The organism is Bradyrhizobium prioriisuperbiae, from assembly GCF_032397745.1.
GTDB classification, from domain to species: Bacteria; Pseudomonadota; Alphaproteobacteria; order Rhizobiales; family Xanthobacteraceae; genus Bradyrhizobium_A; species Bradyrhizobium_A prioriisuperbiae.
The window spans coordinates 3,104,567-3,129,660 of record NZ_CP135921.1; the positions used below are offsets into that span (position 1 = coordinate 3,104,567).

25 protein-coding genes are annotated in these 25,094 nt (G+C 62.7%); 16 read left to right on the forward strand and 9 right to left on the reverse strand.

The genetic code is table 11. The features are described from left to right. Positions 1-107: 107 nt before the first annotated feature. Complete coding sequence (hpnN, locus tag RS897_RS14560; RefSeq protein ID WP_315837224.1) at positions 108-2,711, forward strand: hopanoid transporter HpnN; 2,604 nt, start codon at positions 108-110, stop codon at positions 2,709-2,711. Here the strand turns inward: hpnN and RS897_RS14565 are convergent. Then, positions 2,679-3,263 (reverse strand): DUF2147 domain-containing protein, encoded by a 585-nt coding sequence (locus tag RS897_RS14565; RefSeq protein WP_315837225.1) that lies wholly within the window; start codon positions 3,261-3,263, stop codon positions 2,679-2,681. The two genes, hpnN and RS897_RS14565, sit on opposite strands and share 33 nt — an antisense overlap. Positions 3,264-3,388: 125 nt before the next feature. On the opposite strand from RS897_RS14565, the gene RS897_RS14570 reads away from it, so the two are divergent. Further along, positions 3,389-4,780, forward strand: coding sequence for an aspartate aminotransferase family protein (locus RS897_RS14570; protein WP_315837226.1), 1,392 nt, complete (start codon positions 3,389-3,391; stop codon positions 4,778-4,780). A gap of 159 nt (positions 4,781-4,939) precedes the next feature. Here the strand turns inward: RS897_RS14570 and RS897_RS14575 are convergent, their stop codons facing one another. Next, entirely contained in the window at positions 4,940-5,182 is a 243-nt protein-coding gene (locus RS897_RS14575) for a cysteine rich repeat-containing protein (RefSeq protein ID WP_315837227.1), read from the reverse strand. A 278-nt stretch (positions 5,183-5,460) separates the two neighbouring features. Here RS897_RS14575 and RS897_RS14580 point away from each other — a divergent pair, with 278 nt between their 5' ends. Then, a complete protein-coding gene (locus tag RS897_RS14580; protein WP_315837228.1) occupies positions 5,461-5,880 on the forward strand; it encodes a group III truncated hemoglobin in 420 nt (139 codons plus the stop codon). Between the two features lie 7 nt (positions 5,881-5,887). Here RS897_RS14580 and RS897_RS14585 read toward each other — a convergent pair whose 3' ends face one another. Together RS897_RS14585 and RS897_RS14590 are read right to left on the reverse strand one after the other, a co-directional pair. Then, complete coding sequence (locus RS897_RS14585) at positions 5,888-7,435, reverse strand: acyl-CoA synthetase (protein WP_315837229.1); 1,548 nt, start codon at positions 7,433-7,435, stop codon at positions 5,888-5,890. A gap of 115 nt (positions 7,436-7,550) precedes the next feature. Then, positions 7,551-8,723, reverse strand: coding sequence for an acetyl-CoA C-acetyltransferase (locus RS897_RS14590; RefSeq protein ID WP_315837230.1), 1,173 nt, complete (start codon positions 8,721-8,723; stop codon positions 7,551-7,553). 119 nt (positions 8,724-8,842) lie between these two features. Here RS897_RS14590 and RS897_RS14595 point away from each other — a divergent pair, with 119 nt between their 5' ends. From RS897_RS14595 to RS897_RS14640, 10 genes are all read left to right on the forward strand, one after another. After that, positions 8,843-9,520, forward strand: a complete 678-nt coding sequence (locus RS897_RS14595; RefSeq protein ID WP_315837231.1) for a TetR family transcriptional regulator — start codon at positions 8,843-8,845, stop codon at positions 9,518-9,520. 87 nt (positions 9,521-9,607) lie between these two features. Then, positions 9,608-10,726, forward strand: coding sequence for a CaiB/BaiF CoA transferase family protein (locus RS897_RS14600; protein WP_315837232.1), 1,119 nt, complete (start codon positions 9,608-9,610; stop codon positions 10,724-10,726). A 31-nt stretch (positions 10,727-10,757) separates the two neighbouring features. Continuing rightward, complete coding sequence (locus RS897_RS14605) at positions 10,758-11,516, forward strand: 3-hydroxyacyl-CoA dehydrogenase (protein ID WP_315837233.1); 759 nt, start codon at positions 10,758-10,760, stop codon at positions 11,514-11,516. Between the two features lie 24 nt (positions 11,517-11,540). Then, a complete protein-coding gene (locus tag RS897_RS14610; RefSeq protein ID WP_315837234.1) occupies positions 11,541-12,350 on the forward strand; it encodes an enoyl-CoA hydratase/isomerase family protein in 810 nt (269 codons plus the stop codon). Positions 12,351-12,419: 69 nt separating this feature from the next. After that, positions 12,420-14,294 carry an AMP-binding protein gene (locus tag RS897_RS14615; RefSeq protein WP_315837235.1) on the forward strand — a complete coding sequence of 625 codons (1,875 nt, stop codon included), beginning with the start codon at positions 12,420-12,422 and terminating at the stop codon, positions 14,292-14,294. Positions 14,295-14,332: 38 nt separating this feature from the next. Next, entirely contained in the window at positions 14,333-15,460 is a 1,128-nt protein-coding gene (locus tag RS897_RS14620) for an acyl-CoA dehydrogenase family protein (RefSeq protein ID WP_315837236.1), read from the forward strand. 16 nt (positions 15,461-15,476) lie between these two features. Next, on the forward strand, positions 15,477-16,721 hold the full coding sequence (locus RS897_RS14625; protein ID WP_315837237.1) for an acyl-CoA dehydrogenase: 1,245 nt from the start codon (positions 15,477-15,479) through the stop codon (positions 16,719-16,721). Positions 16,722-16,777: 56 nt separating this feature from the next. Beyond that, positions 16,778-18,022, forward strand: coding sequence for an acyl-CoA dehydrogenase (locus RS897_RS14630; protein ID WP_315837238.1), 1,245 nt, complete (start codon positions 16,778-16,780; stop codon positions 18,020-18,022). Between the two features lie 21 nt (positions 18,023-18,043). Continuing rightward, a complete protein-coding gene (locus tag RS897_RS14635; RefSeq protein WP_315837239.1) occupies positions 18,044-18,745 on the forward strand; it encodes a nitroreductase in 702 nt (233 codons plus the stop codon). Positions 18,746-18,843: 98 nt separating this feature from the next. Then, positions 18,844-19,245, forward strand: a complete 402-nt coding sequence (locus RS897_RS14640) for a hypothetical protein (protein ID WP_315837240.1) — start codon at positions 18,844-18,846, stop codon at positions 19,243-19,245. A 30-nt stretch (positions 19,246-19,275) separates the two neighbouring features. Here the strand turns inward: RS897_RS14640 and RS897_RS14645 are convergent, their stop codons facing one another. Next, positions 19,276-19,587 carry a YkgJ family cysteine cluster protein gene (locus tag RS897_RS14645; RefSeq protein ID WP_315837241.1) on the reverse strand — a complete coding sequence of 104 codons (312 nt, stop codon included), beginning with the start codon at positions 19,585-19,587 and terminating at the stop codon, positions 19,276-19,278. Then, positions 19,584-20,288 (reverse strand): helix-turn-helix transcriptional regulator, encoded by a 705-nt coding sequence (locus RS897_RS14650; protein ID WP_315837242.1) that lies wholly within the window; start codon positions 20,286-20,288, stop codon positions 19,584-19,586. The genes RS897_RS14645 and RS897_RS14650 overlap by 4 nt, the downstream gene beginning before the upstream one ends. Before the next feature lie 102 nt (positions 20,289-20,390). On the opposite strand from RS897_RS14650, the gene RS897_RS14655 reads away from it, so the two are divergent. Further along, positions 20,391-21,116 (forward strand): glutathione S-transferase family protein, encoded by a 726-nt coding sequence (locus RS897_RS14655; protein WP_315837243.1) that lies wholly within the window; start codon positions 20,391-20,393, stop codon positions 21,114-21,116. Between the two features lie 126 nt (positions 21,117-21,242). Here the strand turns inward: RS897_RS14655 and RS897_RS14660 are convergent, their stop codons facing one another. Continuing rightward, a complete protein-coding gene (locus RS897_RS14660) occupies positions 21,243-21,890 on the reverse strand; it encodes a pyridoxamine 5'-phosphate oxidase family protein (protein ID WP_315837244.1) in 648 nt (215 codons plus the stop codon). Positions 21,891-22,026: 136 nt separating this feature from the next. Between RS897_RS14660 and RS897_RS14665 the strand changes: the two genes are divergently transcribed. Then, on the forward strand, positions 22,027-22,968 hold the full coding sequence (locus tag RS897_RS14665; RefSeq protein WP_315837245.1) for a LysR family transcriptional regulator: 942 nt from the start codon (positions 22,027-22,029) through the stop codon (positions 22,966-22,968). Here RS897_RS14665 and RS897_RS14670 read toward each other — a convergent pair. After that, positions 22,940-23,368 carry a PaaI family thioesterase gene (locus tag RS897_RS14670; RefSeq protein WP_315837246.1) on the reverse strand — a complete coding sequence of 143 codons (429 nt, stop codon included), beginning with the start codon at positions 23,366-23,368 and terminating at the stop codon, positions 22,940-22,942. The two genes, RS897_RS14665 and RS897_RS14670, sit on opposite strands and share 29 nt — an antisense overlap. Before the next feature lie 84 nt (positions 23,369-23,452). On the opposite strand from RS897_RS14670, the gene RS897_RS14675 reads away from it, so the two are divergent. Continuing rightward, complete coding sequence (locus RS897_RS14675) at positions 23,453-24,028, forward strand: TetR/AcrR family transcriptional regulator (protein ID WP_315837247.1); 576 nt, start codon at positions 23,453-23,455, stop codon at positions 24,026-24,028. Positions 24,029-24,038: 10 nt separating this feature from the next. On the opposite strand, the gene RS897_RS14680 is transcribed toward RS897_RS14675, so the two are convergent. Beyond that, positions 24,039-25,067 carry an isopenicillin N synthase family dioxygenase gene (locus RS897_RS14680; RefSeq protein WP_315837248.1) on the reverse strand — a complete coding sequence of 343 codons (1,029 nt, stop codon included), beginning with the start codon at positions 25,065-25,067 and terminating at the stop codon, positions 24,039-24,041. Positions 25,068-25,094: the final 27 nt, after the last annotated feature.

Sequence of the window (25,094 nt, forward strand, 5' to 3'; positions counted from 1 at the left end):
CATGATTGTGTGACTTAAGAGCACCGCTCGAGCCTAATAGAGTTAACCTGCAAGCTGCTTTGCCGGCGGCCACTGCTGATTGGTTCAAAGACATAGAAAGAAAAACTGTGCTGACAAGGATTATTGTTGCCCTGGTTAGGGGCTGTACGCGTTATGCATGGCTCACGATTGTTGCGGGACTTGTTTTAGCTGTCGTTGCAGGCGCTTATTCTGTCCGCCATTTCGCTATCGACACCGATATCGGCAAGCTGATTTCAAACGATCTGCCCTGGCGGCAGCGGGAAATTGCCTTCGACAAGGCATTTCCGGGCCAAAATGACCTGATTTTGGCCGTCATCGAGGCGCGGACCCCGGAACAGGCCCGGCAGGCCGGGCTGGATCTGGAAAAAAAGCTTGTTCCTCAGACAGATAAGTTCATTTGGGTGCGGTTTGCCGGCAGCGGTCCGTTTTTCGACACCAACGGGCTCCTGTTCCTGCCCACCGATGAGGTGGCCAAGCAGACCGAGCAACTGGCCTTCGCCTCCCCGATTTTCGATATCCTGATCGACGACCCGAATTTGCGCGGCCTCACCGGCGTGCTGGAGTTCGGCCTGCAGGGGGCCGAGCGGAACCAGTTTCCCCGCGAGGCGCTGGCAAAGCCCCTGGCCAAGGTTGCGGAGACCGTGGAACAGGTGATGGCCAAGGGGAAGGCGGATTTCTCCTGGCGGGAACTCGCCAGCACGGAGCCGCTGACCGACGGCGATCGCCGCACCCTGATCAGCATCCGCCCCATCCTGGATTTCCAGGCCCTGGAACCCGGCAAGGTCGCCACCGACGCGATCCGCGATGCCGCCCGGGAACTCGATCTGGCCGGCAAATATGACGCCCGGGTCCGGCTGACCGGGCCAACCCCGATCGCCAACGAAGAGTTCGCGACCGTTCAGGAAGGCGCGCTGGTCAACGGTATCGGAACCGTGGCCGTCGTGCTGTTCATCCTCTGGATGGCGCTGCGATCGCCGAAGATCATTGCAGCGGTGTTCATCACGCTGGCCATCGGCCTTTCCGTCACCACAGCGGTCGGCCTGATGCTGGTCGGCGCGCTGAACCTGATCTCGATTGCCTTCTTCGTGCTGTTCGTCGGCCTCGGCGTGGATTTCGGCATTCAGTACAGCGTCAGATACCGCGCCGAACGCCACAATGAAGGTGATCTGCAATCTGCGATCGAAGTCGCCGCGGACCATTCCGCGGTGCCGCTGACGCTGGCCGCCGTGGCCACCGCGGCCGGCTTCCTGTCGTTCCTGCCCACCGCCTACAAGGGCGTCTCGGAGCTTGGCGAAGTCGCCGGCGCCGGCATGATCATCGCATTCATTGCCGCACTGACGGTGCTGCCAGCCCTGCTGAAAATCTTCAATCCACCGGGCGAAGCAGAACCGCTCGGTTATTCATTCATGGCGCCGGCCGATCGTTTTCTCGAGCGCCATCGCGTTCCGATCGTCGCCGGCACGCTGATCGTTGCTGTCCTCGGCCTGCCGCTGCTGTATTTCCTGCATTTCGACTTCAATCCGATCAACCTGCGCAGCAAGAAGGTAGAATCGATCGCCACCTATCTCGATCTGCGGCGTGATCCCAACACCGGGACCAATGCGGTCGACATGATCGTATCATCGGAAGCCGCCGCCAAGCAGCTGGAGGAGAGGCTCGGGAAGGTGCCGGAGGTTGCGCGAACCATTTCGCTGGACAGCTTCGTGCCTGACGATCAGCCGGCCAAGCTGGCGCTGATCCGCAAGGCCGCTGCGACCCTCGATCCGATCCTGAAAGGATCGCAAGGTGCCGCGCCGAACGACACCGATCGCGTCGTCGCCCTGACTGAATCGGCTCAGAGCCTGCGAAAGTTCGCCGGCAAGGCCGATGCAAAAGCGGCGGATGCGCCCTGGGTGGTTGCCTGCAAACGCCTCGCCGACGATCTGACCAAGCTCGCGGCTGCCGACAAGGCCATGCGCGACAAGGTGGAAGCGACGTTCATCGCACCGATGACCGTCGTGCTGAATCAGCTGCGCGCCATGCTGCAGGCCGAGCCGGTCAGCATCAAGACGCTGCCCCAGGACATCGTCAGTGAATGGGCGACCCCCGACGGACGCGTTCGTGTCCAGGCGCAACCGAAGGGCGATCCCAATGACAACGATACGCTGCGCAAATTCGCCGGCGCCGTCATGAAGGTCGAGCCGACCGCAACCGGCGGTCCGATCTCGATCCTGGAATCCGGCGACACCATCGTGCTGGCGTTCATTCAGGCGGGCGGCTGGGCGCTGCTCTCGATCGCGATCCTGCTCTGGATCGTCCTGAAGCGGATCGGTGACGTGCTGCTGACACTGGTGCCGCTGCTGCTCGCCGGCGTGCTGACGCTGGAGATCTGCGTGCTGATCGGGTTGTCGCTCAATTTCGCCAACATCATTGCCCTGCCGTTGCTGCTGGGCATCGGGGTGGCGTTCAAGATTTATTACGTTACCGCATGGCGAGCGGGCCAGACCGACCTGCTGCAGTCGAGCCTGACCCGGGCAATCTTCTTCAGTGCGCTGACCACGATGACCGCTTTCGGCAGTCTCTGGCTGTCGAGCCACCCCGGCACGTCCAGCATGGGCAAGCTGCTTGCGCTCTCGCTTGTCACCACGCTGGCTGCCGCGGTGCTGTTTCAGCCGGCGCTAATGGGGCGCCCCCGCGATCTCGGGAAGTAGGCAAATTTCCGCATTTGGGTCGGCGGGAGCAGTTCCTTTCGCCGATCCCGCTGTCACAGCGGGTTTGGCCTTTGCGACATTGGATTTTGGAGCGGTTCCAGATACGGCAGGCGGAGCGCTGGGATCGATATAACGCGTCCAGGTCTGGCCGCCACACAGGAAGCCCAGCACACAGCCCTTGATTTCCAGCTTGTCGGGGGTGAGGAGTTTGATCTTGGAATCGTAGGTTTTGCCGTTTTCGGCGTTGTAAACCTTCCCTTCCCATTGCTCGGCTTCGCCCTTATTTTCTGCTGGCGCTTTCTTCATGTTCAGGAGTACAGGCATCCCCAGGGTGAGGCGGCTGCGCTTCGAACGGTCCGGGTTTTCGGCATCAACGTTGCCGGGCTTCTTCTCCCAGGAGATCACCCCCCACAAACGGGTATTGCAATCGACGATGCGAATACGTGCCACGGCATCTTCCACCAGCCATTCGCCCAGCGGCTGGGGGTCAGCTGCGGCGGCCGATCCGAGCGAAGCGAACAGAGCAATCCCGCAAACCACAATCTTCTTCATAGAACCTCTTCGGCAATGCAGCGAAACCAATGGACAATCCTAACAGAAGTTCCGAGTTAAGGGGCAAATCGCCGCATTTCTGATTTCCAGTTGACGAGCCCATAACGAAACGACCTATGTAGCCAATGATGTACCCGAATCTTGACGTTTCCGAGATGTTTAGCGCCCGTCAGACCGAGCGCAGCGACCTGCATGCCCGCTATCTGAACGAGCAGCTCGTTAGGGTTCTCAAGACCATCGGCTACGATGTGGGGTTCGTTAGCGGCAGCGGACAGTATCTGTTCGACCGGCAGGGGGCTCGCTATCTCGATTTGTTGAGCGGTTTCGGCGTTTTCGCGATCGGGCGCAACCATCCGGTGCTGCGGGATGCCTTGAAAAGCGTGCTGGACAGCGATCTGCCGAATCTCGTGCAAATGGACGTCTCGACGCTGGCCGGCATTCTGTCCGAGCGGCTGATCGAGCATGTGCCCTATCTGGAGAAGGTATTTTTTGCCAATTCAGGCACTGAGACGGTTGAGGCGGCCATCAAGTTCGCGCGTGTCGCCACCGGCCGGACCGATATTATTTACTGCGGCCAGTCTTATCACGGCCTGACCTATGGCTCGTTGTCGCTGACCGACGACATGAATTTCCGCAGCGGCTTCGAGCCCCTGCTGCCGGGGTGCACCTCCATCCCTTTTAACAATCTCTCAGCGCTGGAAAAGGCGCTGGCCTCGCGCCAGGTCGCGGCCTTTATCGTCGAGCCGATCCAGGGCAAGGGCGTCAATATTCCGGACGACAACTTCCTGCCCGAGGCGGCGGCGCTGTGCCGCCGCTACGGCACGCTGCTGGTGGCCGACGAGGTGCAGACCGGTTTGGGGCGCACCGGGCGCTTTCTCGCGGTCGAGCACTGGAACGTCGAGCCGGACATGGTGCTGCTGGCGAAATCGCTGTCCGGCGGCCACGTTCCGGTCGGCGCGGTGCTGACCCGCAAGTGGATCTTCGACAAGGTCTTCGACCGGATGGATCGTGCGGTGGTGCATGGTTCAACCTTCGCCAAGAATGACCTGGCGATGGCCGCGGGGATCGCCGCGCTCGACGTCATCAAGCAGGAAAAGCTGATCGAGAATGCCCGGCAGCGCGGCGAGCGGCTGCAGGCTTCGCTCGGCCGCATGGTGCAGAAATACGAATTGCTGAAGGATGTGCGCGGCAAAGGGCTGATGCTGGGCGTACAGTTCGGGGCGCCGAAGTCGCTGGCGCTGAAGGCCTCGTGGAACGTGCTGGAGACGGCCAGCAAGGGGCTGTTCTGCCAGCTCATCACCATCCCGCTGTTCAAGGAACACAAGATCCTGACCCAGGTCTCGGGCCACGGCAGTCACACCATCAAGCTGCTGCCGTCGCTGACGATCACGGACGAGGATTGTTTGTGGATCGAGAGCGCGTTCGACACGGTGATCAGCGGCGCCCACCGGGTGCCGGGTGCGGTCTGGTCACTCGGCAAGACGCTGGTCGACAACGCGATGCGCAAGTCTGCCTGACATCAAGTCTGCCTGACAACAAGTCTGCCTGAAGACAGGTCTGTCTGACGCAACTGGCCTCTGTCGGGAGGCCGATCCGGGCAACAATAAAACGGGCAACAATAAAAACGGCCGCAGCGAGATTTCGCGCGGCCGTTGATTTTTGAAATGATTCTAAATTTACTGGCCGTGATTTCTCAGCACGCCGTCGCACGGCTTGGAGATCTTGGCGCGGTTCTGCTGCAGGCAGGCGAGAATGACGAAGTCGCCTTGATCCATCACAGACCGGCAGTAGCGGGAAACGTCTTTTGAGCAAGCCTTTTGTTCGTCCGGTGTTCCGCTCCGGCCCGCACCCTGCTGTGCCAGCGCTGAGGTGGACACGGATGCGAGGACAATCGCGGTCACAAGCAAAGATTTCAACATCACATCCCTTTAATTTGCATTGGAAAGCTTCAGCCCGGACCCGTCTCTAACACATAACGTCGCGCAGGCTCCATGGTTCGCCGTGCCGGCCAGAATTAAGGCGCACAGGCGTGTTGTTTCGGAAACACCCCGAAGTGCACTCCCAGCAGCTGTGTTATGCGTGTTCCGCGGCATTCGGCTGCCTGATACGGCGCAAACGACCTTTGAAAGCGGCCTGGAGATGACGAGTGCGTCATCAGGGGTCCCCGTGGGCGTGAAAATAGCCTAGACACGCCGTCATGACTGAAAGCCCCTTTGTGAACGCCGTCCATCCCCTGATCGATGATCCGTCGATCGCCAATCTGGTGCGAACCTTCTATGGCCGTGCCCGGGAAGACGATCTGATCGGACCCATCTTCAACGCGGCTGTCACGGATTGGGATCATCACATCGGCAAGATCGCCGATTTCTGGTCCTCGATCATGCTGCGCACCGGCCGTTATGATGGCCGGCCGATGCGGCCGCATTTGATGCTGCCGCTGACGGGGGACCATTTCGACCGCTGGCTGCAGATATTTGAAGAGACGGCGCGGGAGCTTTTTCCTCCGGAGGTCGCTGACGCGTTCATCGTGCGGGCGCGCCGTATCGCCGATAGTTTCGAGATGGGTATTGCCACAACACGCGGCGAGATCGCCCGGCCACGGCATAGCCAGATGTGAGACCTCGCTACGCGGTCTGCTTCTGTGTCGCGGGCCAGTAACGATCGCGCAGGTGCCGCTTCACCAGCTTGCCGGTCGGCGTCCGCGGCAGCTCGGGATCGAAGTCGACGGAGCGCGGACATTTGATCGGCGAGAGCTGCTGCCGGCAGAACGCGATCAATTCGGCTTCGAGATCCTTGCCTGCGCGCGTCATGTCGTGTGGCTGAACGACCGCTTTGACTTCTTCTCCCATCTCGTCATTGGGAACGCCGAACACCGCGACGTCGGCGACCGCGGGATGGGTGATCAATATGTCCTCGGTTTCCTGCGGATAGATGTTCACGCCGCCGGAGATGATCATGTAGGCCTTGCGGTCGGTGAGATAGAGATAGCCGTCGGCATCGAGATAACCGACATCGCCGAGGGTGGACCATCCCCTGGCATTGTAGGCGCGTTTGGTTTTCTCCGGATCGTTATGATAGGCGAACTGCGGAGCATCGGCGAAATAGACGCCGCCGATCTCGCCGGCTGGCACCTCTTCGTCGTTCTCGTCCAGGATCTTGATCTTGCCGACCACCGCGCGGCCGACACTGCCGCGATGCGCCAGCCACTCCGGCGAGGTGCTCACCGTCACGCCGTTGCCCTCGGAGCCGGCGTAATATTCAATCAGGATCGGCCCCCACCAGTCGATCATGCGGGCCTTGACGTCCACCGGGCAGGGCGCCGCGGCATGGATCGCGCCTTTCAGCGATGAGACGTCGTAGCGTTGGCGCACCTCGTCAGGCAGCTTCAGCATCCGCACGAACATGGTCGGCACCAGCTGGCTCTGGGTGATGCGATGCCGTTCGACCAGCCGCAGGAAGTCCTCGGCGTCGAAATGCTCCATGATGATCGAGGTGCCGCCCAGCACGCCGACCATCATGTTGAAGCGCAGGGGGGCCGCATGATAGAGCGGCGCCGGCGACAGATAGATGGTATCCGCCGACATCCCGCACATGTTGGCGCAGAGGAATTTCAGGAACGGATTCGGCGTGTCGATGGTGTCGCCGGTGGCCTCGCGCTTGATGCCCTTCGGACGGCCGGTGGTGCCCGAGGAGTAGAGCATGTCATAGCCGGCGACCTCGTCCGCAACCGGTGTTGTTGGCTGCGCGGCAGTGGCCTGATCCCATGAGCGGAATCCCGCGCGCGGTTCACCGGTGATGTAAAAGGCAGTGGCCGGTGGCGCTGTCGCGATCAGCGGTGACAGCGCATCGGCGCACTTAGCCGACGTGATCACGACCTTTGCGCCGCAGTCCGCGATAATGTAGGCGATTTCGTCGGCGGTGAGATAACGGCTGATCGCCGTGTAATAAAGCCCGCTGCGCTGCGCCGCCCAGCAGATCTCCATGAAGGTCAGCGAATTTTCCATCAGGAAGGCGATGTGATCGCCGGCCTTGAGCCCAAGGGACCGAAACAACTGTGCGCCCTGGCTCGAACGCTCATCGAGCTGCCGATAGGTGATGGCGACGCCTGAGCCGGCCATCTGGTAGGCGATCTTGTCCGGTGTGGTCCGTGCATGTTGCGACGGATGCGACATGAGTCTTCCTCTGGCGTTTCCAAGAGTGATACGGCGGCTTCAGCCGCTCGTCTGGTTTGGGAGTTATCAAGTCAGCAAAAAGGGCGGGTTCTTCAACCCGCCCTTGTTCGCACTCTCAGAGCCGTTCGACGATGGTGACGTTGGCCATGCCGCCGCCTTCGCACATGGTCTGCAGGCCGTAGCGCTTGTTGCGCTGCTGCAGCGCGTACAGCAGCGTCGTCATCAATTTGGTGCCGGAGCCGCCCAGCGGATGTCCCAGCGCAATGGCGCCGCCATTGACGTTGAGCCTGGCCGGATCTGCGCCGGTGTCCTTCAGCCATGCCGTCGGCACCGACGCAAAGGCTTCATTGACCTCGAACAGGTCGATGTCGTCGATGCTCATGCCGGCTTTCTTCAGCGCGCGGTGGGTGGCCGGCAGCGGCGCTTCCAGCATGATCACCGGGTCGTGGCCAATCATGGTCATGTGATGGATGCGCGCGATCGGTTTGACGCCAAGCGACTTCAGGCCCTTCTCGTTGACCACCATGACGCCGGAGGCGCCGTCGCAGATCTGGCTGGCGCTGGCAGCGGTGAGCCGGCCGCCGTCCACGATCAGCTTGACGCCGCGAATGCCATCGAGCGTAGCGTCGAAACGAATGCCTTCATCGATGTGGTGGATGTCGGTCGAGCCATCGTCGCGCTTGATGGTCACCGGAACGATCTCGTCCTTGAACGCGCCGGCCTGGGTCGCCGCGATCGCGCGCTGGTGGCTCTGATAGGAGTACTGGTCGAGCGCGTCCTTATCGAGATCGTACTTCTTGGCCATCATCTCGGCGCCGGTGAACTGGCTGAACTGGATGTTGGGATAGCGCTGCTCCATGTTCGGGCTCTTGTAATGCCCGAAGCCGTTCTTGGCCGGCAGCGATGAGGCCAGGCCCATCGGCACCCGCGTCATGCTCTCCACACCGGCCGCGATCACCACGTCCATCGATCCGGACATCACCGCCTGTGCGGCGAAATGCAGCGCCTGCTGGGAGGAGCCGCATTGCCGGTCGATCGAGGTGCCGGGAACGCTTTCCGGCAGCTTCGAGGCCATGATGGCGTTGCGCGCGATGTTGTTGGACTGTTCGCCGGCCTGCATCACGCAGCCCATGATGACGTCTTCGATCTGGGCGGGATCGGCGCCGGTCCGCTCCACCAGGCTGTCGAGCACCACGGCAGCGAGATCCGCCGGATGCCAGCCGGCAAGGCGGCCGCCTTTTCTGCCTCCCGCGCTACGCGCAGCGGCGACGATGTAGGCTTCAGCCATTCTTGTTCTCCTTGGTTGACGGGTTTTCCGCTCGTTGCGGCGAATTAAAGAGATGAGACTGGACTTAGTCAATCAATCAATTAACTTGTAACAGGGAAACGCAAGGGAATGGGACCGATATGGGACCAATTTCGAATTCAGCCGTCGCAAGCCGGCAACCGGCGGCGCGAAACACCACGGCGGAGAAACTGCTGGTCGCGGTCAGCGAACTGATGATCGAGCGCAATTCGATCGAAGTGTCGCTGAGCGATCTCGCGCAAAAATCCGGGGTCAACGCCGCGCTGGTCAAATATCACTTCGGCAACAAGGAAGGCTTGTTGCTGGCGCTGCTCGCGCGCGACGCGGACACCCAGATCGCGCATCTCGAACACCTGCTGAAGCAGCCGATCCCGTCGACCGAAAAACTGAAGCTGCATATCGCGGGCATCATCAACGCCTATTACCGCTTTCCCTACATGAACCGTTTGCTGCATCTGCTGCTGCACGACAGCAGTGACGCGGCCGCAGCCTCGGTGTCGCAGTTTTTCGTCAAGCCACTGCTCGATTTCCAACGCCGTCTGCTCGACGAGGGCGTCGCTAAAGGTGAGTTCAAGGCGGTTGATCCGGTGTTCTTCTACACCCATCTCGTCGGCGCCTGCGACCATCTGTTCCATGCGCGCCATGCGATGTCGCGGGCGGCCGGCGTCAGTGCCGTCACCGAAGAGGTTCGCCGGCGCTATATCGACTACATGACGGATACATTTCTCGGCGGCCTACTGCGCCCGGGTGTGCAACAGCAGGCTTCGGCGGCAGGCTAGCGCCGGTGTCGTCACGTTGAAACAAACAACACGCAAACAAGCAAAAACATAAGACCAAGAACACAAGACGATATCGGGAGGTCTAGCGTGAGTGAGACAAAAGCGGCGTCCGGGCCGTTGAGCGGTGTCCGTATTGTCGAGTTCGCGGGCATCGGGCCTGGTCCGTTCGCGGCGATGATGCTGTCGGACATGGGCGCGGACGTGGTGGCGATCGTGCGGCCGGGTGCGGCCAAACGCGACGCCCGCGAGTTCGTCAATCGCGGACGGCGCGTCGTCGAGCTCGACCTCAAGAAGGCGAGCGATGTCGCTGAGGTGCTGGAGCTGATTACTTCCGCCGATGTCCTGCTCGAAGGCTTTCGCCCGCAGGTGATGGAGCGGCTCGGGCTCGGCCCGGATGTCACGCTGAAGCGCAATCCGCGGCTGGTGTACGGGCGCATGACCGGATGGGGCCAGGAGGGGCCGCTGGCGCAGGCCGCGGGCCACGACATCAACTACATTGCGATCACCGGTGCGCTGGATTCATTCCGGGCGTCGAATGGCGAGCCGGTTTCCCCGCTCAACCTTGTCGGTGACTATGGCGGCGGCGCGCTGTTCCTGGTGGTTGGTGTGCTTGCGGCGTTGGTTGAAGCAAAGCGCTCCGGCAAGGGCCAGGTGGTCGACGCCGCGATGTGTGACGGCGTATCGCTGATGCTGACCATGTTCCACAGCATGCAGGCGATCAAGCGCTGGACCGAGGTGCCGCGCACCAACATGCTCGACGGCGGTGCGCACTTCTATCGGCCCTACGAATGTTCCTGCGGTCGTGCGATCGCCATCGGCGCGATCGAGCCGCAGTTCTATGCCGAACTGCGGCAGCTCGCAGGTCTCGACGACGAGGCGTTCGACCATCAGATGGATCGGACGAAGTGGCCGGACCTGCAAGAAAAGCTGATCGCCGTCTTCAAGACCAAGACCCGCGACGAGTGGTGCGCCATTCTCGAAGGCACCGATGCCTGCGCCGCGCCCGTGGTCGGCCTGTTCGAAGCACCGTCGCATCCGCACCTCGCGGCGCGGCAAACCTTCGTCGAGCACGCCGGGCATGTGCAGCCGGCGCCCGCGCCGCGGTTCTCGCGCACGGTGTCCACCATCCAGGGGTCCGCGGCGGTGGCGCCGACATCGATATCAGACATTCTCGCCGGCTGGTCGCAGCAAGCGGTCGCCTCCTGAAATCCAGATTCACAGACAGAAAGGCAGCAACATGCAGTTGAAGGACGTAGCGGTACTCATCACCGGTGGCGGCTCGGGCCTCGGCGAGGCAACCGCCCGCGCCATGGCGGCCAAGGGTGCCAAGGTGGCCGTGCTCGATGTCAACAAGGAGAACGCTGAAAAGGTCGCGGCTGACATCAAAGGCGTGGCGGTGTTCGGTGACGTGGCCGACGAGAATGACGTCAAGGCTGCGATCGCGCAGGCAGAGGCCGCTCATGGCGTGGCCCGCGTGCTGGTGAATTGCGCCGGGATCGGCAATGCGGCGAAGACAGTCGGCAAAAATGGAGCATTTCCGCTCGACCAGTTCACCCGCGTGATCCGGGTCAATCTGATTGGCACCTTCAATGTGATCCGGCTGATGGCGGAACGGCTGCAGTCGCAGTCGCCGATCGGCGAGGAGCGCGGCGTCATCATCAACACCGCGAGTGTCGCCGCCTATGACGGCCAGATCGGCCAGGCGGCTTATTCGGCGTCGAAGGGCGGCATCGTCGGTCTCACGCTGCCGGTGGCGCGCGATCTCGCCAGTCTTTTTATTCGCGTCAACACCATCGCGCCGGGCCTGTTCCTCACGCCATTGTTGATGGGCTTGCCTGAAGAAGCTCGCGAAAGCCTGGGCAAGCAGGTGCCGCATCCGGCGCGCCTGGGAAAGCCCGAGGAATACGCCGCGCTGGCCGTGCACATCGTGGAAAACTCCATGCTGAACGGTGAAACCATTCGTCTCGACGGCGCCATCCGCATGGCGCCGAAGTAGTGGCGGCGACGTAACGGAGATCGCATGAACAACGGACCTCTGCTGGTCGAGCATGTCGACGGTGTCGACCGGGTGACCCTCAATCGCCCGGACAGCCTGAATGCGCTCGACACCCAGATGGTCGATGCGCTCAACGTCTACTTCGCGGGCCTTGCCCGCAACCACGACACGCGGGTCGTGGTGCTGAAGGGGGCGGGGCGGGCGTTCTGCGCCGGCCTTGATCTCAAGGAAGCGATGAGCCGCCGCCCGGCGGATGCGCCGCCGGCGAGCGTGGCCGAGTCGCTCGACCACCAGCGCCATATCGCGGACATCGTCTTGCTGATGCGCCGATGTCCGCAGCCGATCATCGCGCTGGTGCAGGGCGCGGCGTCGGGCGGTGGCTTCGCGCTGGCGCTGGCGGCGGATATCCGTATTGCGGCGAAGTCGGCGCGGATGAACTGCGCGTTCATTCGTCTCGGCCTCGGTGGCTGTGACATCGGCACCAGCTATTTCCTGCCGCGGCTGGTCGGCGTCTCCGTCGCGTCCGAGCTGATCCTGACAGGACGTTTCATCGGCGCCGAGCGGGCGCTGGCGGTTGGCCTGGTGTCGGAGCTGGTCGAGGACGGCGAACTCGAGGCCGCCGCGCAGCCTTATGTGGAGGCGATGCTCGCCGCATCACCGCTGGGCCTGCGGCTGTCGAAGGAATGTCTCAACATGAGTGTCGATGCCGGCTCGATCGAGGCCGTCATCGCGATGGAGGACCGCAACCAGGTTCTCACCAGCCGCTCCGAGGATTTCAAGGAGGGCATCCGCGCCTTCCTGGAGAAGAGGAAGCCCGTCTATCGCAATGCATGACGGTCTGCCGAAACCGCAATAGTCAACAGAACAAAAGCGGCAGACACTTTCCGGGAGGAAACAACAAGAATGAGCGCGACGACCGCGGCCAAGCTGCAAAAGCCGGCCTTCCGCAAGATCAACTGGCTGCAGCGCGACATCGCGGTCGAGCGGCGGCCGGATGGCGTCATCATCCTGAAGTCCCGCGTGCCGCTGGCCCCTTATGCGCGGCACATGCCCGAGGCATTGGCGCGCTGGGCGAAGGAGCGCGCCGACCATGTTTGGCTCGCGCAGCGCGCCGGCCCCGAGCGTCACTGGCGCAAGGTGACTTATGGCGAAGCCAAGCACACTGTCGATGCGCTGACCCAGGCGTTGCTCGATCTTGGCTTGCCGGCGGATCGTCCGCTCGCCATTCTCAGCGGCAATTCGATCGAGCATGCGCTGATCACCCAGGCGGCGATGCAGGCGCGCATTGCGGTGGCGCCGATCTCGCCGGCCTATTCGCTGATGAGCCATGACCACGCCAAGCTCAAATACATCTTCGACCTGATCAAGCCCGGCGTGGTGATGGTGCAGGACGGCCCGGCCTTCGAGAAGGCGCTGGCGGCCCTCGATCTCGACGGTGTCACCGTCGTCCATGTACAGCGGTCGCCGGCCGGGCGCGACAGTCTCGCTTACGCCGACCTCGCGGCGACGCCGGTCACGACCGCGGTGGAGGCATCGATTGCCGCCATCACGCCGCAGACCGTCGGCAAGCTGCTGTTCACCTCGGGCTCGACCGGCATGCCCAAGGCCGTCATCAACACCCAGGAGATGATGTGCGCCAACGCGGCCATGATGATGCAGACGCGTCCGCGCCCGCCCGGCGGCAGCGAGTCGGTGTTTCTCGACTGGATGCCGTGGAATCACACCATGGGCGGCAACGCGCTGTTCAATCCGGTGCTGATCGAGGGCGGCACGCTCTATATCGACGATGGTCGTCCGATGCCCGGCCTGTTTGACGAGACCATCCGCAACCTGCGCGAGGTGTCGCCGACCTATTACGCCAACGTACCGGCCGGATATGCCGCGCTCGCCGCCGTGATGGAAAAGGACGACGCGCTCTGCCGCAACTTTTTCAAGAACCTTGGCCTCTTGGCCTACGGTGGCGCACGCCTGCCGGATGATCTTTATGAGCGCATGCAGGCGCTGGCGGTGCGTGCCACCGGCGAACGCATCGTGTTTTATACCGGTTGGGGCTCCACCGAGACCGCGCCGACATCGACCGGGACATACTGGGACACCGAGCGTGTCGGCCTGATCGGCCTGCCGTTTCCCGGTGTCGAACTGAAGATGGTGCCGGTCGGGCCGAAATACGAACTGCGCCTGCGCGGCGTCAATGTCACGCCCGGTTATTACGGACGGCCGGATCTCACCGCAGCCGCGTTCGATGAGGAAGGCTTCTACTGCATCGGCGACGCCGGCGTGTTCGTTGACCCCGACGATCCGGTGCAGGGTCTGATCTTTTCCGGCCGCGTGGTGGAGGATTTCAAGCTCACCACGGGCACGTTCGTCCAGGTTGGTGCGTTGCGCACCGATGCCATCGCGGCTGCGACGCCAGTGGTGCAGGACGCGCTGGTCGCGGGCCAGGATCATCCGTTCGTCGGCCTGTTGGCTTGGCCCAATCTCGATGCCTGCCGCCGGCTGATCGGCGACATGGACGCGACGATGGACACCATCGTCCGGCATCCGCTGGTGATCGCGCGCCTGAAACAAGGCCTGCAGGCCCATAACGCGGCGGTGCGCAATGTCACCAGTATGCGGATCGCCCGCGCCATGCTGATGGCCGAGCCGCCGTCGATCGACGGCAATGAACTCACCGACAAAGGCTACATCAACCAGCGCGCGGGCCTGGAGCGCCGCGCTGCGCTGGTCGCGCGGCTCTATGCCGAGCCTCCCGCAGACGACGTCATCATTATCGATTGAAGCCTCATCCGTTCCTCGTTCGATCAAAGGCAACTGCCATGAATTTCGATTTCTCCGACGACCAGAAGCAACTGCGCGATCAGGCCCGCCGCTTTCTTGCCGAGCATTCCTCGCCGAAGGCCGTGCGTGCGGTGCTCGATGGCGCGAAGCCCTATGATCGGGACCTGTGGAAGGGACTAGCAGGGATGGGTTTCCTCGGTGTCGCCATTCCCGAAGAGTTCGGCGGTGCGGGCGCCGGTCATCTCGAACTCTGTGTGATTGCCGAGGAGATGGGCCGGGCGCTGGCGCCGGTGCCGTTCTCGTCCTCAATCTATCTCGCCGCTGAGGCCATCATGCTGGCCGGCAGCGACGAGCAGAAGAAAAAATACCTGCCGGGTCTCGCTGATGGCACCACCATCGGCACGCTGGCGCTGTTCGAAGGGCCCGGCAATCCGTCCCCGCGCGCGATCAAGGCCGCCGTTACCAATGGCGCGCTCAGCGGCACCAAGCTGCCGGTGTCCGACGGCGACATCGCCGACATTGCCATCGTTGCCGCCCGCACCGCTCAGAGCGGCCGCGAAACCGACATTGCGCTGTTCATCGTCGATCTGAAAGGCAAGGGCGTCAGCCGCAAGACCCTCACCAATATCGACCCCAGCCGCAACCAGGCCGAGATTACGTTCGACAACTGTCCGGCCGAGCCGCTGGGCCCCGCAGCCGAGGGCTGGAGCCTGCTGACCCGTGTGCTCGATCGTGCCGCGGTGCTGGTGGCGTTCGAGCAGGTCGGCGGCGCCGATCGCACCCTTGAGATGGGCCGCGACTATGCGCTAGACCGTATCGCATTCGGTCGTCAGATTGGCTCGTTCCAGGCGGTCAAGCATCTGCTCGCCGACATGTATGTGTCGGTGACGCTGGCGCGCTCCAACGCCTATTACGGCGCCTGGGCGCTGTCGACGAATGCCTCGGAACTGTCGGAAGCCGCGGCCGCCGCGCGCATCAGTGCGACGCAGGCATTCCAGCACTGTTCGAAGAACAACATCCAGGTGCATGGCGGCATGGGCTTCACCTGGGAGTTCGACTGCCACCTGTATTACCGCCGCTCCAATGCGCTGGCGCTGGCGCTCGGCAGTCTCTCCTATTGGGAAGATCAGCTGATCGATCGTTTGCGCACACGAAACGCAGCTTGAGCAGGGACGCCGGCCGATGAATTTCGACGACACCCCGCAGGAAGCCGCGTTCCGCGCCGAAGCGCGGGACTGGATATCCGCCAATGCGCCGCATCAATACAAGGACGAACTCGCCAAGGCCTCGCTTGGCCGTGTGCAGCTCAAGGGCGCCAACATCCTTGAGGTCGGCAAGGCCTGGCAGAAGAAGAAGGCCGATGCCGGCTGGGCGTGCCTGCACTGGCCAAAGGATTATGGCGGTCGCGGCGCGACGCCGATCGAACGGGTGATCTGGCAGCAGGAAGAAGGCGTATTCGGCAAGCTGAGCGGTCTGTTCATCATCGGCCACGGCATGTGCGGCCCGACCATGATGGCTTACGCCAGCGAGGACCAGAAGCGCGAGTACCTGCCGCCGCTGGCGTCGGGCGAGAAGGTCTGGTGCCAGCTGTTCTCCGAGCCGGCGGGCGGATCGGATGTGGCGGGCCTGCGCACCCGCGCCGAACGCGACGGCGACGACTGGATCATCAACGGCCAGAAGATCTGGACCAGTGGCGCTCACTATTCAGACCACGGCATCCTGATCACCCGCACCGATCCCACCGTGCCCAAGCACAAGGGCCTCACCATGTTCTTCCTGGACATGAAGAGCCCGGGCGTCGAGATCAAGCCGATCAAGCAGGCCAATGGCCAGGCCGAGTTCAACGAAGTCTACTTCACCAATGTCCGCATTCCGGACGCGCAACGCCTCGGCGCGGTTGGTGACGGCTGGAATGTGTCGTTGACCACGCTGATGAACGAGCGGATGTCGATCGGCGCCAATGTGGCGACCGGTTTCCCCGAGCTGTTTGCGTTCTGCGCGAACCTGACACTGGGCGACGGCCCCGCGCTTGACGACCGTGCGGTGCGCTCCAAGCTCGCCAACTGGGCGGTGCGGGCGAGCGGCCTCAAATACACCAGCTTCCGCGCCATCTCGGCGTTGTCGCGTGGCGAACGTCCCGGCCCCGAGAATTCCATCGGCAAGCTGGTGGCGGGATCGATGATCCAGGATGTCGCGACCTACGCGCTGGATCTGCAGGGCGCCGCCGGCGTGGTCTCGTCGCCCGAACAGGCCGAACTCGGCGGCAAATTCCAGGCCATGCTGCTGCGCTCGCCGGCCACCCGCGTCGAGGGCGGTACCGACGAGATCCTGCGCAACATCATCGCCGAGCGGGTGCTGGGCCTGCCCGGCGATATCCGCGTCGACAAGGATGTTCCGTTCAACAAGATTCCGACCAAGGGACGCTGACGGCGGCGTAAGCCGCATCTGACACTAAGGATCGTCGGACACAAAGGATCAGAGCGATGAATTTCGATGATACTCCGCAGGAAGCCGCGTTTCGCAAGCAGGCTAGAGACTGGATCGCCGCCAACGCGCCGAAAGAGCTCGAGGCCGAGCTGTCGCGGCCGTCGATCGGGCGCATCAAGCTCGACCATGGCAACATCGTCGATGCCTCGAAAGCCTGGCAAAAGAAGAAGTCCGATGGCGGCTGGGCCTGCCTGCACTGGCCCAAGGAATTTGGTGGCCGCGGCGCGTCGCCGATCGAGCGGGTGATCTGGCAGCAGGAAGAAGGCATCTACGGCAAGCTCGGCGGCGTCTTCATGATCGGGCAGGGCATGTGCGGCCCGACCCTGATGAGTTATGCCGGCGAGGAGCAGAAGAAAACTCATCTGCCGCCGATGGCCTCGGGCGAGCATGTCTGGTGCCAGCTGTTTTCGGAGCCATCGGCCGGATCCGACGTGGCGGGTCTGCGCACCAGGGCGGAGAAGCAGGGCTCGGACTGGATCGTCAACGGCCAGAAGATCTGGACCAGCGGCGCGCACTATTCGGACTGGGGCATCCTGATCACCCGCACCGATCCCAACGTGCCCAAGCACAAGGGCCTCACCATGTTCTTCCTGGACATGAAGAGCCCGGGCGTCGAGGTGAAGCCGATCAAGCAGGCCAGCGGCCAGCAGGAATTCAACGAGGTGTATTTCACCGACGTGCGGATTCCCGATTCGCAGCGGCTCGGTGCCGTGGGCGACGGCTGGAACGTGTCGCTGACCACACTGATGAACGAGCGGATGTCGATCGGCGCGCGGCTCTCGACAGGATTCCAGGAAATCTTCGATTTCTGCAGCAATCTGGTGACCGAGAATGGCCCCGCGCTGGACGATCGCGCGGTGCGCTCCAAGCTCGCCACCTGGGCGGTGCGCAACAGCGGCCTGAAATACACCAGCTATCGCGCGATCTCGTCGCTGTCGCGCGGCGAGCGGCCGGGCCCCGAGAACTCGATCGGCAAGCTGGTGGCCGGCCCGATGCTGCAGGACATCGCGATGTTCGCGACCGAGCTGCAGGGCGCCGCCGGCGCTCTCACCGATCCCGCCGTTGCCGAAGCCGCCGGGCAGTTTCAGGCGATGGTGCTGAGTTCGCCGTCGGGCCGCATCGCTGGCGGCACTGATGAGATCATGCGCAACATCATCGCGGAGCGGGTGCTGGGTTTGCCGGGCGACATTCGCGTCGACAAGGATGTGCCGTTCAACAAGGTTCCGACCAAGGGCCGCTGAGCCCATCCAAGGATTATCGTCATGACGTCATCTTCCGGCGAGCGTATCGAAGCGCTCGAGAGCCTGCTTGTCGAACGCTACTCCTGCCGCGCCTTCCGTTCCGACCTGGTGCCGCGCGCCACCATCGAGCGCATTCTCAGCGCCGCCCAGCGCACCGCGTCCTGGTGCAACAGCCAGCCGTGGCAGGTGATCATCGCCAGCGGCGACGCCGCACGGCGGTTCAGCGAGGCGATCCATGATGCGGCGACGGGAACCGGCACGGCACACGGTGCCCAGTCCGACTTTCCGTTCCCGCGCGAGTACAAGGGGGTCTATCTCGACCGCCGGCGCGAGAGCGGCTTCCAGCTCTACAATGCGCTGGGGATCGAGCGCGGCGACAAGGAGGGTTACAAGCGGCAGACCCTGCAGAACTTCAAGCTGTTCGGCGCGCCGCATGTGGCCATCATCTCGTCCGACGAGGCGCTTGGGGTTTACGGCGCGGTCGACTGCGGCGGCTATGTGAACAACTTCCTGCTCGCGGCTCAGGCGCTCGGCGTGGCCACCATCCCCCAGGCGGCGCTGGCCGGCTTTTCCGGCCTGATCCGCACGCACTTCGGCCTTGGCGAGGACCGGCGGGTGGTGTGCGGCATTTCGTTCGGGTTCGCGGAGGGCGAGCACGCCGCCAACAGCTACCGAACGAATCGCGCGAAGCTCGCTGACGCTGCAACCTTTCTGGAAAGCTAATTTTTTACAGGCCAACCGTCCAAAAGTTGGTTCCTACGTTCATTGGTTAACCAGTCGTTAGGATTTTACGTCGCATTCTCTGTCTCAGGAGAATTCGCATGTGGTCTGGACGCGTCGCTTTTGAAAATGATGCCTGTCCCGTCGGAGACGACCTGCTGGGGCAGTTGTACCGCGCGAATGAAAACGGCTTGCCGGCGCTGGTCGCCTCGGTATCCGCCGATATCCGCGCCATGCTCGCACTCTACTGCTACAAGCGAAGCCATCTTCACGCCATGGGGGTTGCGATCGCAGCAAGCTGCGAGGAGCGCGATCTGATTCAGCTTGGCGGTCGCGTAGGGGCGACATTGTTCGCCATCTCACGCACGACACCGTCTGCACGGCCCGTTGTGTCGTCGGGGCATCGCAAGTCGATCACGCTGTCGACGGCTCCGCTCAGTGCGGTTCCGGCGATGGAGGAAGTCGACGACGATCTCGAGCTGGCTGCACCGGCGATCGCCTGATCCCGGCTTTCGGCGTTTTGCTTTGACGCGTCACTCGCGCGTTGGCAGCGCGTTCATCCCGAATCGGCGCCGCGCCATGGTGCATTCCGGGTCGCCGGGTTCGCAGGTCCGGCACACCTCCGGCCGCACCGCATAAATCCCGCACGATGTCGTCTCGCCGATTTTGCCGGCCAGGGCGCAGCAACGGTCACCCTCACAGCGCATGCCCGAGAGCCGGTCGTTGACCAGATGCGCGGGGATCAGGTCCAGTGCCGCATCGTCCTCGATGGTGAATCGCGGCCAGTTCGACGAATAGCTGCAGCAGGCGCCGCAGGACTGGCAAAGGCTCTCATCTGCGCTCATGGCGTTGGCTCGTGCGGACGCGGCTGTGTGAATGTCTTCATCCATTTCGCCCGCAACGCTGCGCGCCGCTCCGGATATTTTTCGTCCAGGAAGGTCGCATCGGTGATCCGCTCGATGCGGAAACTGCGAAAGCCCTCGCGCAGCTCGCACCACGCTACCAGGTGCCGCACGGTGTCCAGATAGCCGATCGCGACCGGCCAGACGGTTCGCTCTGTCGTTTGTCCCCGTTCGTCACGGTAATGCAGCGTGAGCTTCTTACCGGCATGAATGTGGCCGCGCAGGCGCACCACATCGATGCGGTCGTCAGGCACATCGAACTTCGGCGGGGTGCGGCTGGCCGGCTCCAGCGCCAGCGGCCGCAGCCGTTCCGGCACCGTGTAGGCGATCTTGGCGATCAGGTCGCGCGCAGCGTTCGCCAGTACCGGGTCAGCACGACCGGCCACCCATTGTGCGCCAAGCACGGCGGCTTCGATCTCGTCGGGTGTCAGCATCAGCGGCGGCATGTCAAAACCCCTTTCCAGCACATAACCGGTTCCGGCCTCGCCGCGGATCGGGACGCGCTGTGCCATCAGGGTGGCGATATCGCGGTAGATCGTGCGCTTCGAGGTCTCAAGCTCCGCGGCAATGGCATCGGCTGTGATCGGGCGCCCGGTTCGCCGGAGCACCTGGATGATCTGGAACAGCCGGTCGGCCCGCCGCATCGTTAAACTTCCAGTTACACGTTCACTGCTGACAGCATGGTGGCAGCAGGGGGTAGCTAGAAAACGGCATCTTTTCAACGCGCAACGCCAGAGGATGCCAACATGATCACGCTTTACGCCATCGGAGCCGGCTTCGGTCTCCCGGAAATCAGCCCCTACGTGACCAAGACCGAGGTCCAGCTCAAGATGGCCGGACTGGACTACCTCAAGCAGCCGGGAACGATGCCCGACAGCTCGCCCAAGGGCCAGTTGCCCTATATCGACGACGGTGAGCAGCGAGTGGCCGATTCCACCTTCATCCGCGTCCACATCGAGACAACCCACGGACTCGACCTCGATGAAGGGCTCAGCCCGCGCCAGCGCGCGGAAGCCTGGGCGACCGAGCGGATGATCGAGAATCATCTGAACTGGGCGTCGGGGTATGCCCGCTGGATGCTGCCGGAGAATTTCGAGAAGGGGCCAGCACGGTTTTTTGACGGCGTGCCCGAGCATATGCGTGCAGCCGTTGTCGAGGACATCCAGGGCCGCGTGGCGGAGAGCATGCGGGTCGCGGGCCTCGCCCGTCATGCGCCGGACGAGATTGTCGAACTCGGCGCCCGTTCGTTGTCGGCGCTGTCGCTGATTCTGGGAGATCACCCGTATCTGATGGGCGAACGTCCCAGCAGTCTCGATGCAACGACGTTCGCCGCTCTTGCGGGCCTCATGACACCGTTCTTTGACTCACCGCTGCGCCAGCGCGCGCTGCAGTTCAAGAATTTGGCCGCCTATGTCGATCGCATGATGGCCCGATACTATCCGGAGCATGCCTGGCAGCCGCTTGCGGCGTGATCAGAGCGTTTTCCAGCGAAGTGGACACCGGTTCCCCGCGACAAACGCGAAGCGTTTGCGCGGAGAAAACGCGTCAAAACAAAAATCTAGAGCTTCCGTTCCGATTCTATCGGAACGGAAAAAGCTCTAGGATGGCTGCGGCGTGGCGGCGCTCTCCGGCGCTGCCGCCTGCGGGCCCTTCAGGGCCGCGAGCTCCGCCTCCAGCGCCGCGATCTTCGCATCGCGTGCGCCGATGGCGGCGGCGACATCGGCGGCATCGAACCGCTGCGGAATGTGCTGCGGGCAGTTGGCGCTCCAGGCGCCGACCTCGAACACGATGACCTGCTCGGGCCGCGCCTTGTAGCCCTCCGGCATCAGCGCGCGCATCAACTCGGGATCATCCTCGATCACCCGCGCCGTGCCCCAGATCTTCACCCGGCGCCGGTGCACATAGTCGATCAGGAAGATGTAGGCCTTCGGGTTATCGTGAAGGTTGCCCTGGCTGATGTACTGCCGGTTGCCGCTGAAATCCGCAAACGCCAGCCGCTTGCGGTCGAGAATCCGGATGAAGCCCGGCGGTCCGCCGCGGTGCTGGATATAGGGCTGGCCGTCCGCTGTCGCGGTGGCGAAAAAGATGCTGGTCTGCTCGGCGATGAAGCCGGCCAGATCGTCGGTGATTTCGGTTTCCCATTCGCCATTGTGTTCATAGGCCCGCCGCGAGCCCTTGCGGGTCTGGATCGCCTTGACGGTCGGGGTGAATGCGATGTCGCTGGAAACTGCAAAATGGCTGTCCATCTCACACCTGTTGGGTGACCGGATCACGTCTGGTTTCCAGACCAGTGCCGGTTTCTATCAGGGAACATAAGGCAACCGTTTTCAGGGACAATTGTCGTCCTTGACACTTCATTATTGCCGAATATGGAATAGTTCCATGGATCGTATCGAAGCCATGGAAGCTTTTGTCGCCGTTGCCGATCTCAAAGGGTTCGCGCCAGCCGCCCGCAAGCTGAATGTGTCGCCCTCGGCGGTCACCCGGCTGGTGGCGGCGCTGGAGGAGCGGGTCGGGGCGCGATTGCTGCAGCGGACCACGCGCTCGGTGGCGCTGACCGATATCGGTGAACATTATCTGGAGCGGGCGCGCCGCATCTTGGCCGATGTCGAGGAGGCGGAGGGATCCGCCCGCGCCGAGCGCACCCGTCCGTCGGGACATCTCATCGTGTCCGCGCCACTGATGTTCGGGCGGCTGCACGTCAATCCGCTGATGTCGGAATACCTGCGGCGCTATCCCGACGTCACCGGCGAACTGCGGCTGTCCGATCGCACCGTCAATCTGGTGGAAGACGGCATCGATGTCGCCGTCCGCATCGGCCACCTGCCCGATTCCAGCGTGGTGGCGAAGAATGTCGGCGACATGTACCGCGTGGTGGTCGCGTCTCCCGACTACCTCGCGCGGCGCGGCGTGCCGATGAAGCCTGTGGATGTACGCACCCACGACATCATCCATTGCTCGATCATCGTGCCGTCGACCGAATGGCGCTTTTTGCAGGACGGCCGGCTGATCCGCGTGCCGATCGCGCCGCGTTATATCACCAGCAGCGCGGATGCCGGCATCTGGCATGCCGAGCAGGGCGGTGGGCTTGCCATGGTGCAGGCCTATCAGGCCCAGGAGGGAATTGCCGCCGGGCGCCTGCAGGCGGTCCTGACCGCGTTCGAATTCCCGCCGCGACCGATCCACATCATCTATCCGGCGTCCCGCCTGCTCTCGGCCAAAGTGCGCGCGTTTGTCGATCTCGCGATCGAAATCTGCAATTGGCGCTTCAGCGAGATGGCGGGCGCGCCACCCTTTACGACGGTCGTTTCCGCAGTACCTTGAACGTCGCATTGCCGCGCGCGCAGGGCACACCATCGGCGCTGACCAGGCACTGGGCGAAGCAGATTGAGCCGCCGGTCTTGACGAAATTGGTTTCGACCTGAAGCCATTGTCCCTTGTTCGCCGAGCCGACAAAGTCCATCCCGAGGCTGATGGTCAAAAGCCCGGTCGGCTCGGAGGCATGCATGGCGCAGCTCAGCCCCATTGCGTTGTCGGCCAACGCCGTGATCAGCCCGCCATGGGCGAGCCCCTTGGAATTGGTGTGCGGCTCGGCAATCCACAGTCCGATGAAAACGGCCTGCTCGGTCTTTTTCGAATACAGCGGCTCCCACGGATCGGTCAGCGGGCTGCGACGGAAATGTCGTGCGAATCCCTCGGGAATAGCGGCGGCAACAGTCTCCATGGATCGTCCTTCCTGCTCTCTTTTCTAATTAGATCAGTCTATATAATATTGACGCATCGAATCAATGACGGGACATGCCTGCCGATGGGTGCCTTGCCGAAACACCGCAGTGCCATCATCGAAGCCGCGGCGCGGCTGTTCCGCCGCCAGGGTTATGCCGCCACCGGCATCAACGAGATCGCCGAGGTCGCCGGCGCCCCCAAGGGCTCGCTCTATCATTATTTCCCCGACGGCAAGGACCAGATTGCGGAAGCGGCGGTGCGTTTCGCCGGTGCGCGGGTGTTTAAAACACTCGAACAGTTATCCAGCGAGTCGCCGTCGGCGGCCGCGCTGATCAAGACCTATGGCCGGATGCTGCAGGGCTGGATGGCGCAATCGAAATTCCGCGACGGCTGCCCGATCACCACAACACTGCTGGAAACCGCGCCGCAATCTCCCGAACTGACGGCCGCCGGCCGCGAGGCGTTCGACGGCTGGTGTGGCGTGATCGCGGCCGCGCTAATGCGGGATGGTTTCACGAAAACGGAGGCCCGCAAACTGGCGGTGCTGGCAATCTCGTCGATCGAGGGCGCGCTGATCCTGAGCCGGGTCCAGGGCAACGGCCAGCCGATCGCCGACGTCACCGAGATGCTGGCGAAGACGCTACGGGCGAGATCCTGACCGGCCCGATTCAAGCCGTAGGAGCTGAGTGCTCCGCCTTTGCCATGTTCTGGGCTTTCATGTGCTTGGACAGATAGAAGTCGCCGAATTTTACCGGAGGATATTTCTCTCCGGTACCCTTGTCATAGAATGATGTGATGCAGCGGATTTCTGCATCGACGTTGGGATTGTGGAAGAATGGAATGCTGAGGCGTCCAAGCTTCATGGCTTCCGGTGGCGGATTCGCAACGCGGTGAAGGTTTGATACCCATTCGTCGTTGGTCCAGCGCATCATGAGGTCGCCGATATTGCACACGAACGCGTCACTCCGAGGATGCACGTCAACCCAGCCTCCATGGCGTAACTTGACTTGCAATCCACCCGGCACGTCCTCACCCTTGAGGATGGTGAGCGTATCGTAGTCGGTATGTTCTCCGGCCCGAAGCTGCCCGTGTACGGGCATGCGATCTTGCGGCGGGTAGTAGATCGCCCGCATCGTACTGGTCGACTCATTTACCTTGTTGTCGAAGAAGTCATCATTGAGCTTCAGCGCCCTCGCGAACAGGCGCAAGATATGCACCGCAAGTTTATCCATCTCGTTGTAGTAGGCCTCGAATGCGGCTCGGAACTGCGGGCGGTCCGTCGGCCATGAGTTTGGAAAGAAGAATAAATTTTCCGTCGACGATCCGATGACGGTGGCTGGAGCTGCCTTGACGGGCCCCATGGCAAAGCTTTCCTGGAGGTCTGGTGGTGTTTCTTTGCCAAGCGAAAACGCCAGTCCACGGCTGCCGACATGGCTGTAGCCGCGGCTGATTTTTTCAGGAGGCTGCGGCGTCTTGAGTTTTTCCTCGGGCGGTAAAGCAAAATAAGCGCGAGCTTCGCGCTGGAGTGATTCGATCACCGAATTGGGGACGCCATGACCAATGATCGAAAAGAAGCCGATCTCTTCGCAGGCATGCCTGATTTCGGCGGCCACCTGATCGCGACCGGTTTCTCCAGCTTCAAACGATGGTCCAAGATCAATGGCCGGAACCTCGGTCAATTCGCTTCTGTCGGACATGGAACGCTCCTCTGCATTTGCTCTATG

What these genes read in the sequence shown, in the direction of transcription:
- RS897_RS14575 (WP_315837227.1), bottom strand. Translation starts at nt 5,182, where the DNA reads ATGTTGAAATCTTTGCTTGTGACCGCGATTGTCCTCGCATCCGTGTCC.
- RS897_RS14570 (WP_315837226.1), top strand. Translation starts at nt 3,389, where the DNA reads ATGATGTACCCGAATCTTGACGTTTCCGAGATGTTTAGCGCCCGTCAG.
- RS897_RS14610 (WP_315837234.1), top strand. Translation starts at nt 11,541, where the DNA reads ATGAACAACGGACCTCTGCTGGTCGAGCATGTCGACGGTGTCGACCGG.
- RS897_RS14675 (WP_315837247.1), top strand. Translation starts at nt 23,453, where the DNA reads ATGGGTGCCTTGCCGAAACACCGCAGTGCCATCATCGAAGCCGCGGCG.
- RS897_RS14565 (WP_315837225.1), bottom strand. Translation starts at nt 3,263, where the DNA reads ATGAAGAAGATTGTGGTTTGCGGGATTGCTCTGTTCGCTTCGCTCGGA.
- RS897_RS14665 (WP_315837245.1), top strand. Translation starts at nt 22,027, where the DNA reads ATGGATCGTATCGAAGCCATGGAAGCTTTTGTCGCCGTTGCCGATCTC.
- RS897_RS14605 (WP_315837233.1), top strand. Translation starts at nt 10,758, where the DNA reads ATGCAGTTGAAGGACGTAGCGGTACTCATCACCGGTGGCGGCTCGGGC.
- RS897_RS14650 (WP_315837242.1), bottom strand. Translation starts at nt 20,288, where the DNA reads ATGCGGCGGGCCGACCGGCTGTTCCAGATCATCCAGGTGCTCCGGCGA.
- RS897_RS14635 (WP_315837239.1), top strand. Translation starts at nt 18,044, where the DNA reads ATGACGTCATCTTCCGGCGAGCGTATCGAAGCGCTCGAGAGCCTGCTT.
- RS897_RS14670 (WP_315837246.1), bottom strand. Translation starts at nt 23,368, where the DNA reads ATGGAGACTGTTGCCGCCGCTATTCCCGAGGGATTCGCACGACATTTC.
- RS897_RS14590 (WP_315837230.1), bottom strand. Translation starts at nt 8,723, where the DNA reads ATGGCTGAAGCCTACATCGTCGCCGCTGCGCGTAGCGCGGGAGGCAGA.
- RS897_RS14580 (WP_315837228.1), top strand. Translation starts at nt 5,461, where the DNA reads ATGACTGAAAGCCCCTTTGTGAACGCCGTCCATCCCCTGATCGATGAT.
- RS897_RS14615 (WP_315837235.1), top strand. Translation starts at nt 12,420, where the DNA reads ATGAGCGCGACGACCGCGGCCAAGCTGCAAAAGCCGGCCTTCCGCAAG.
- RS897_RS14655 (WP_315837243.1), top strand. Translation starts at nt 20,391, where the DNA reads ATGATCACGCTTTACGCCATCGGAGCCGGCTTCGGTCTCCCGGAAATC.
- RS897_RS14625 (WP_315837237.1), top strand. Translation starts at nt 15,477, where the DNA reads ATGAATTTCGACGACACCCCGCAGGAAGCCGCGTTCCGCGCCGAAGCG.
- RS897_RS14620 (WP_315837236.1), top strand. Translation starts at nt 14,333, where the DNA reads ATGAATTTCGATTTCTCCGACGACCAGAAGCAACTGCGCGATCAGGCC.
- RS897_RS14660 (WP_315837244.1), bottom strand. Translation starts at nt 21,890, where the DNA reads ATGGACAGCCATTTTGCAGTTTCCAGCGACATCGCATTCACCCCGACC.
- RS897_RS14640 (WP_315837240.1), top strand. Translation starts at nt 18,844, where the DNA reads ATGTGGTCTGGACGCGTCGCTTTTGAAAATGATGCCTGTCCCGTCGGA.
- RS897_RS14630 (WP_315837238.1), top strand. Translation starts at nt 16,778, where the DNA reads ATGAATTTCGATGATACTCCGCAGGAAGCCGCGTTTCGCAAGCAGGCT.
- RS897_RS14585 (WP_315837229.1), bottom strand. Translation starts at nt 7,435, where the DNA reads ATGTCGCATCCGTCGCAACATGCACGGACCACACCGGACAAGATCGCC.
- RS897_RS14645 (WP_315837241.1), bottom strand. Translation starts at nt 19,587, where the DNA reads ATGAGCGCAGATGAGAGCCTTTGCCAGTCCTGCGGCGCCTGCTGCAGC.
- RS897_RS14680 (WP_315837248.1), bottom strand. Translation starts at nt 25,067, where the DNA reads ATGTCCGACAGAAGCGAATTGACCGAGGTTCCGGCCATTGATCTTGGA.
- RS897_RS14595 (WP_315837231.1), top strand. Translation starts at nt 8,843, where the DNA reads ATGGGACCAATTTCGAATTCAGCCGTCGCAAGCCGGCAACCGGCGGCG.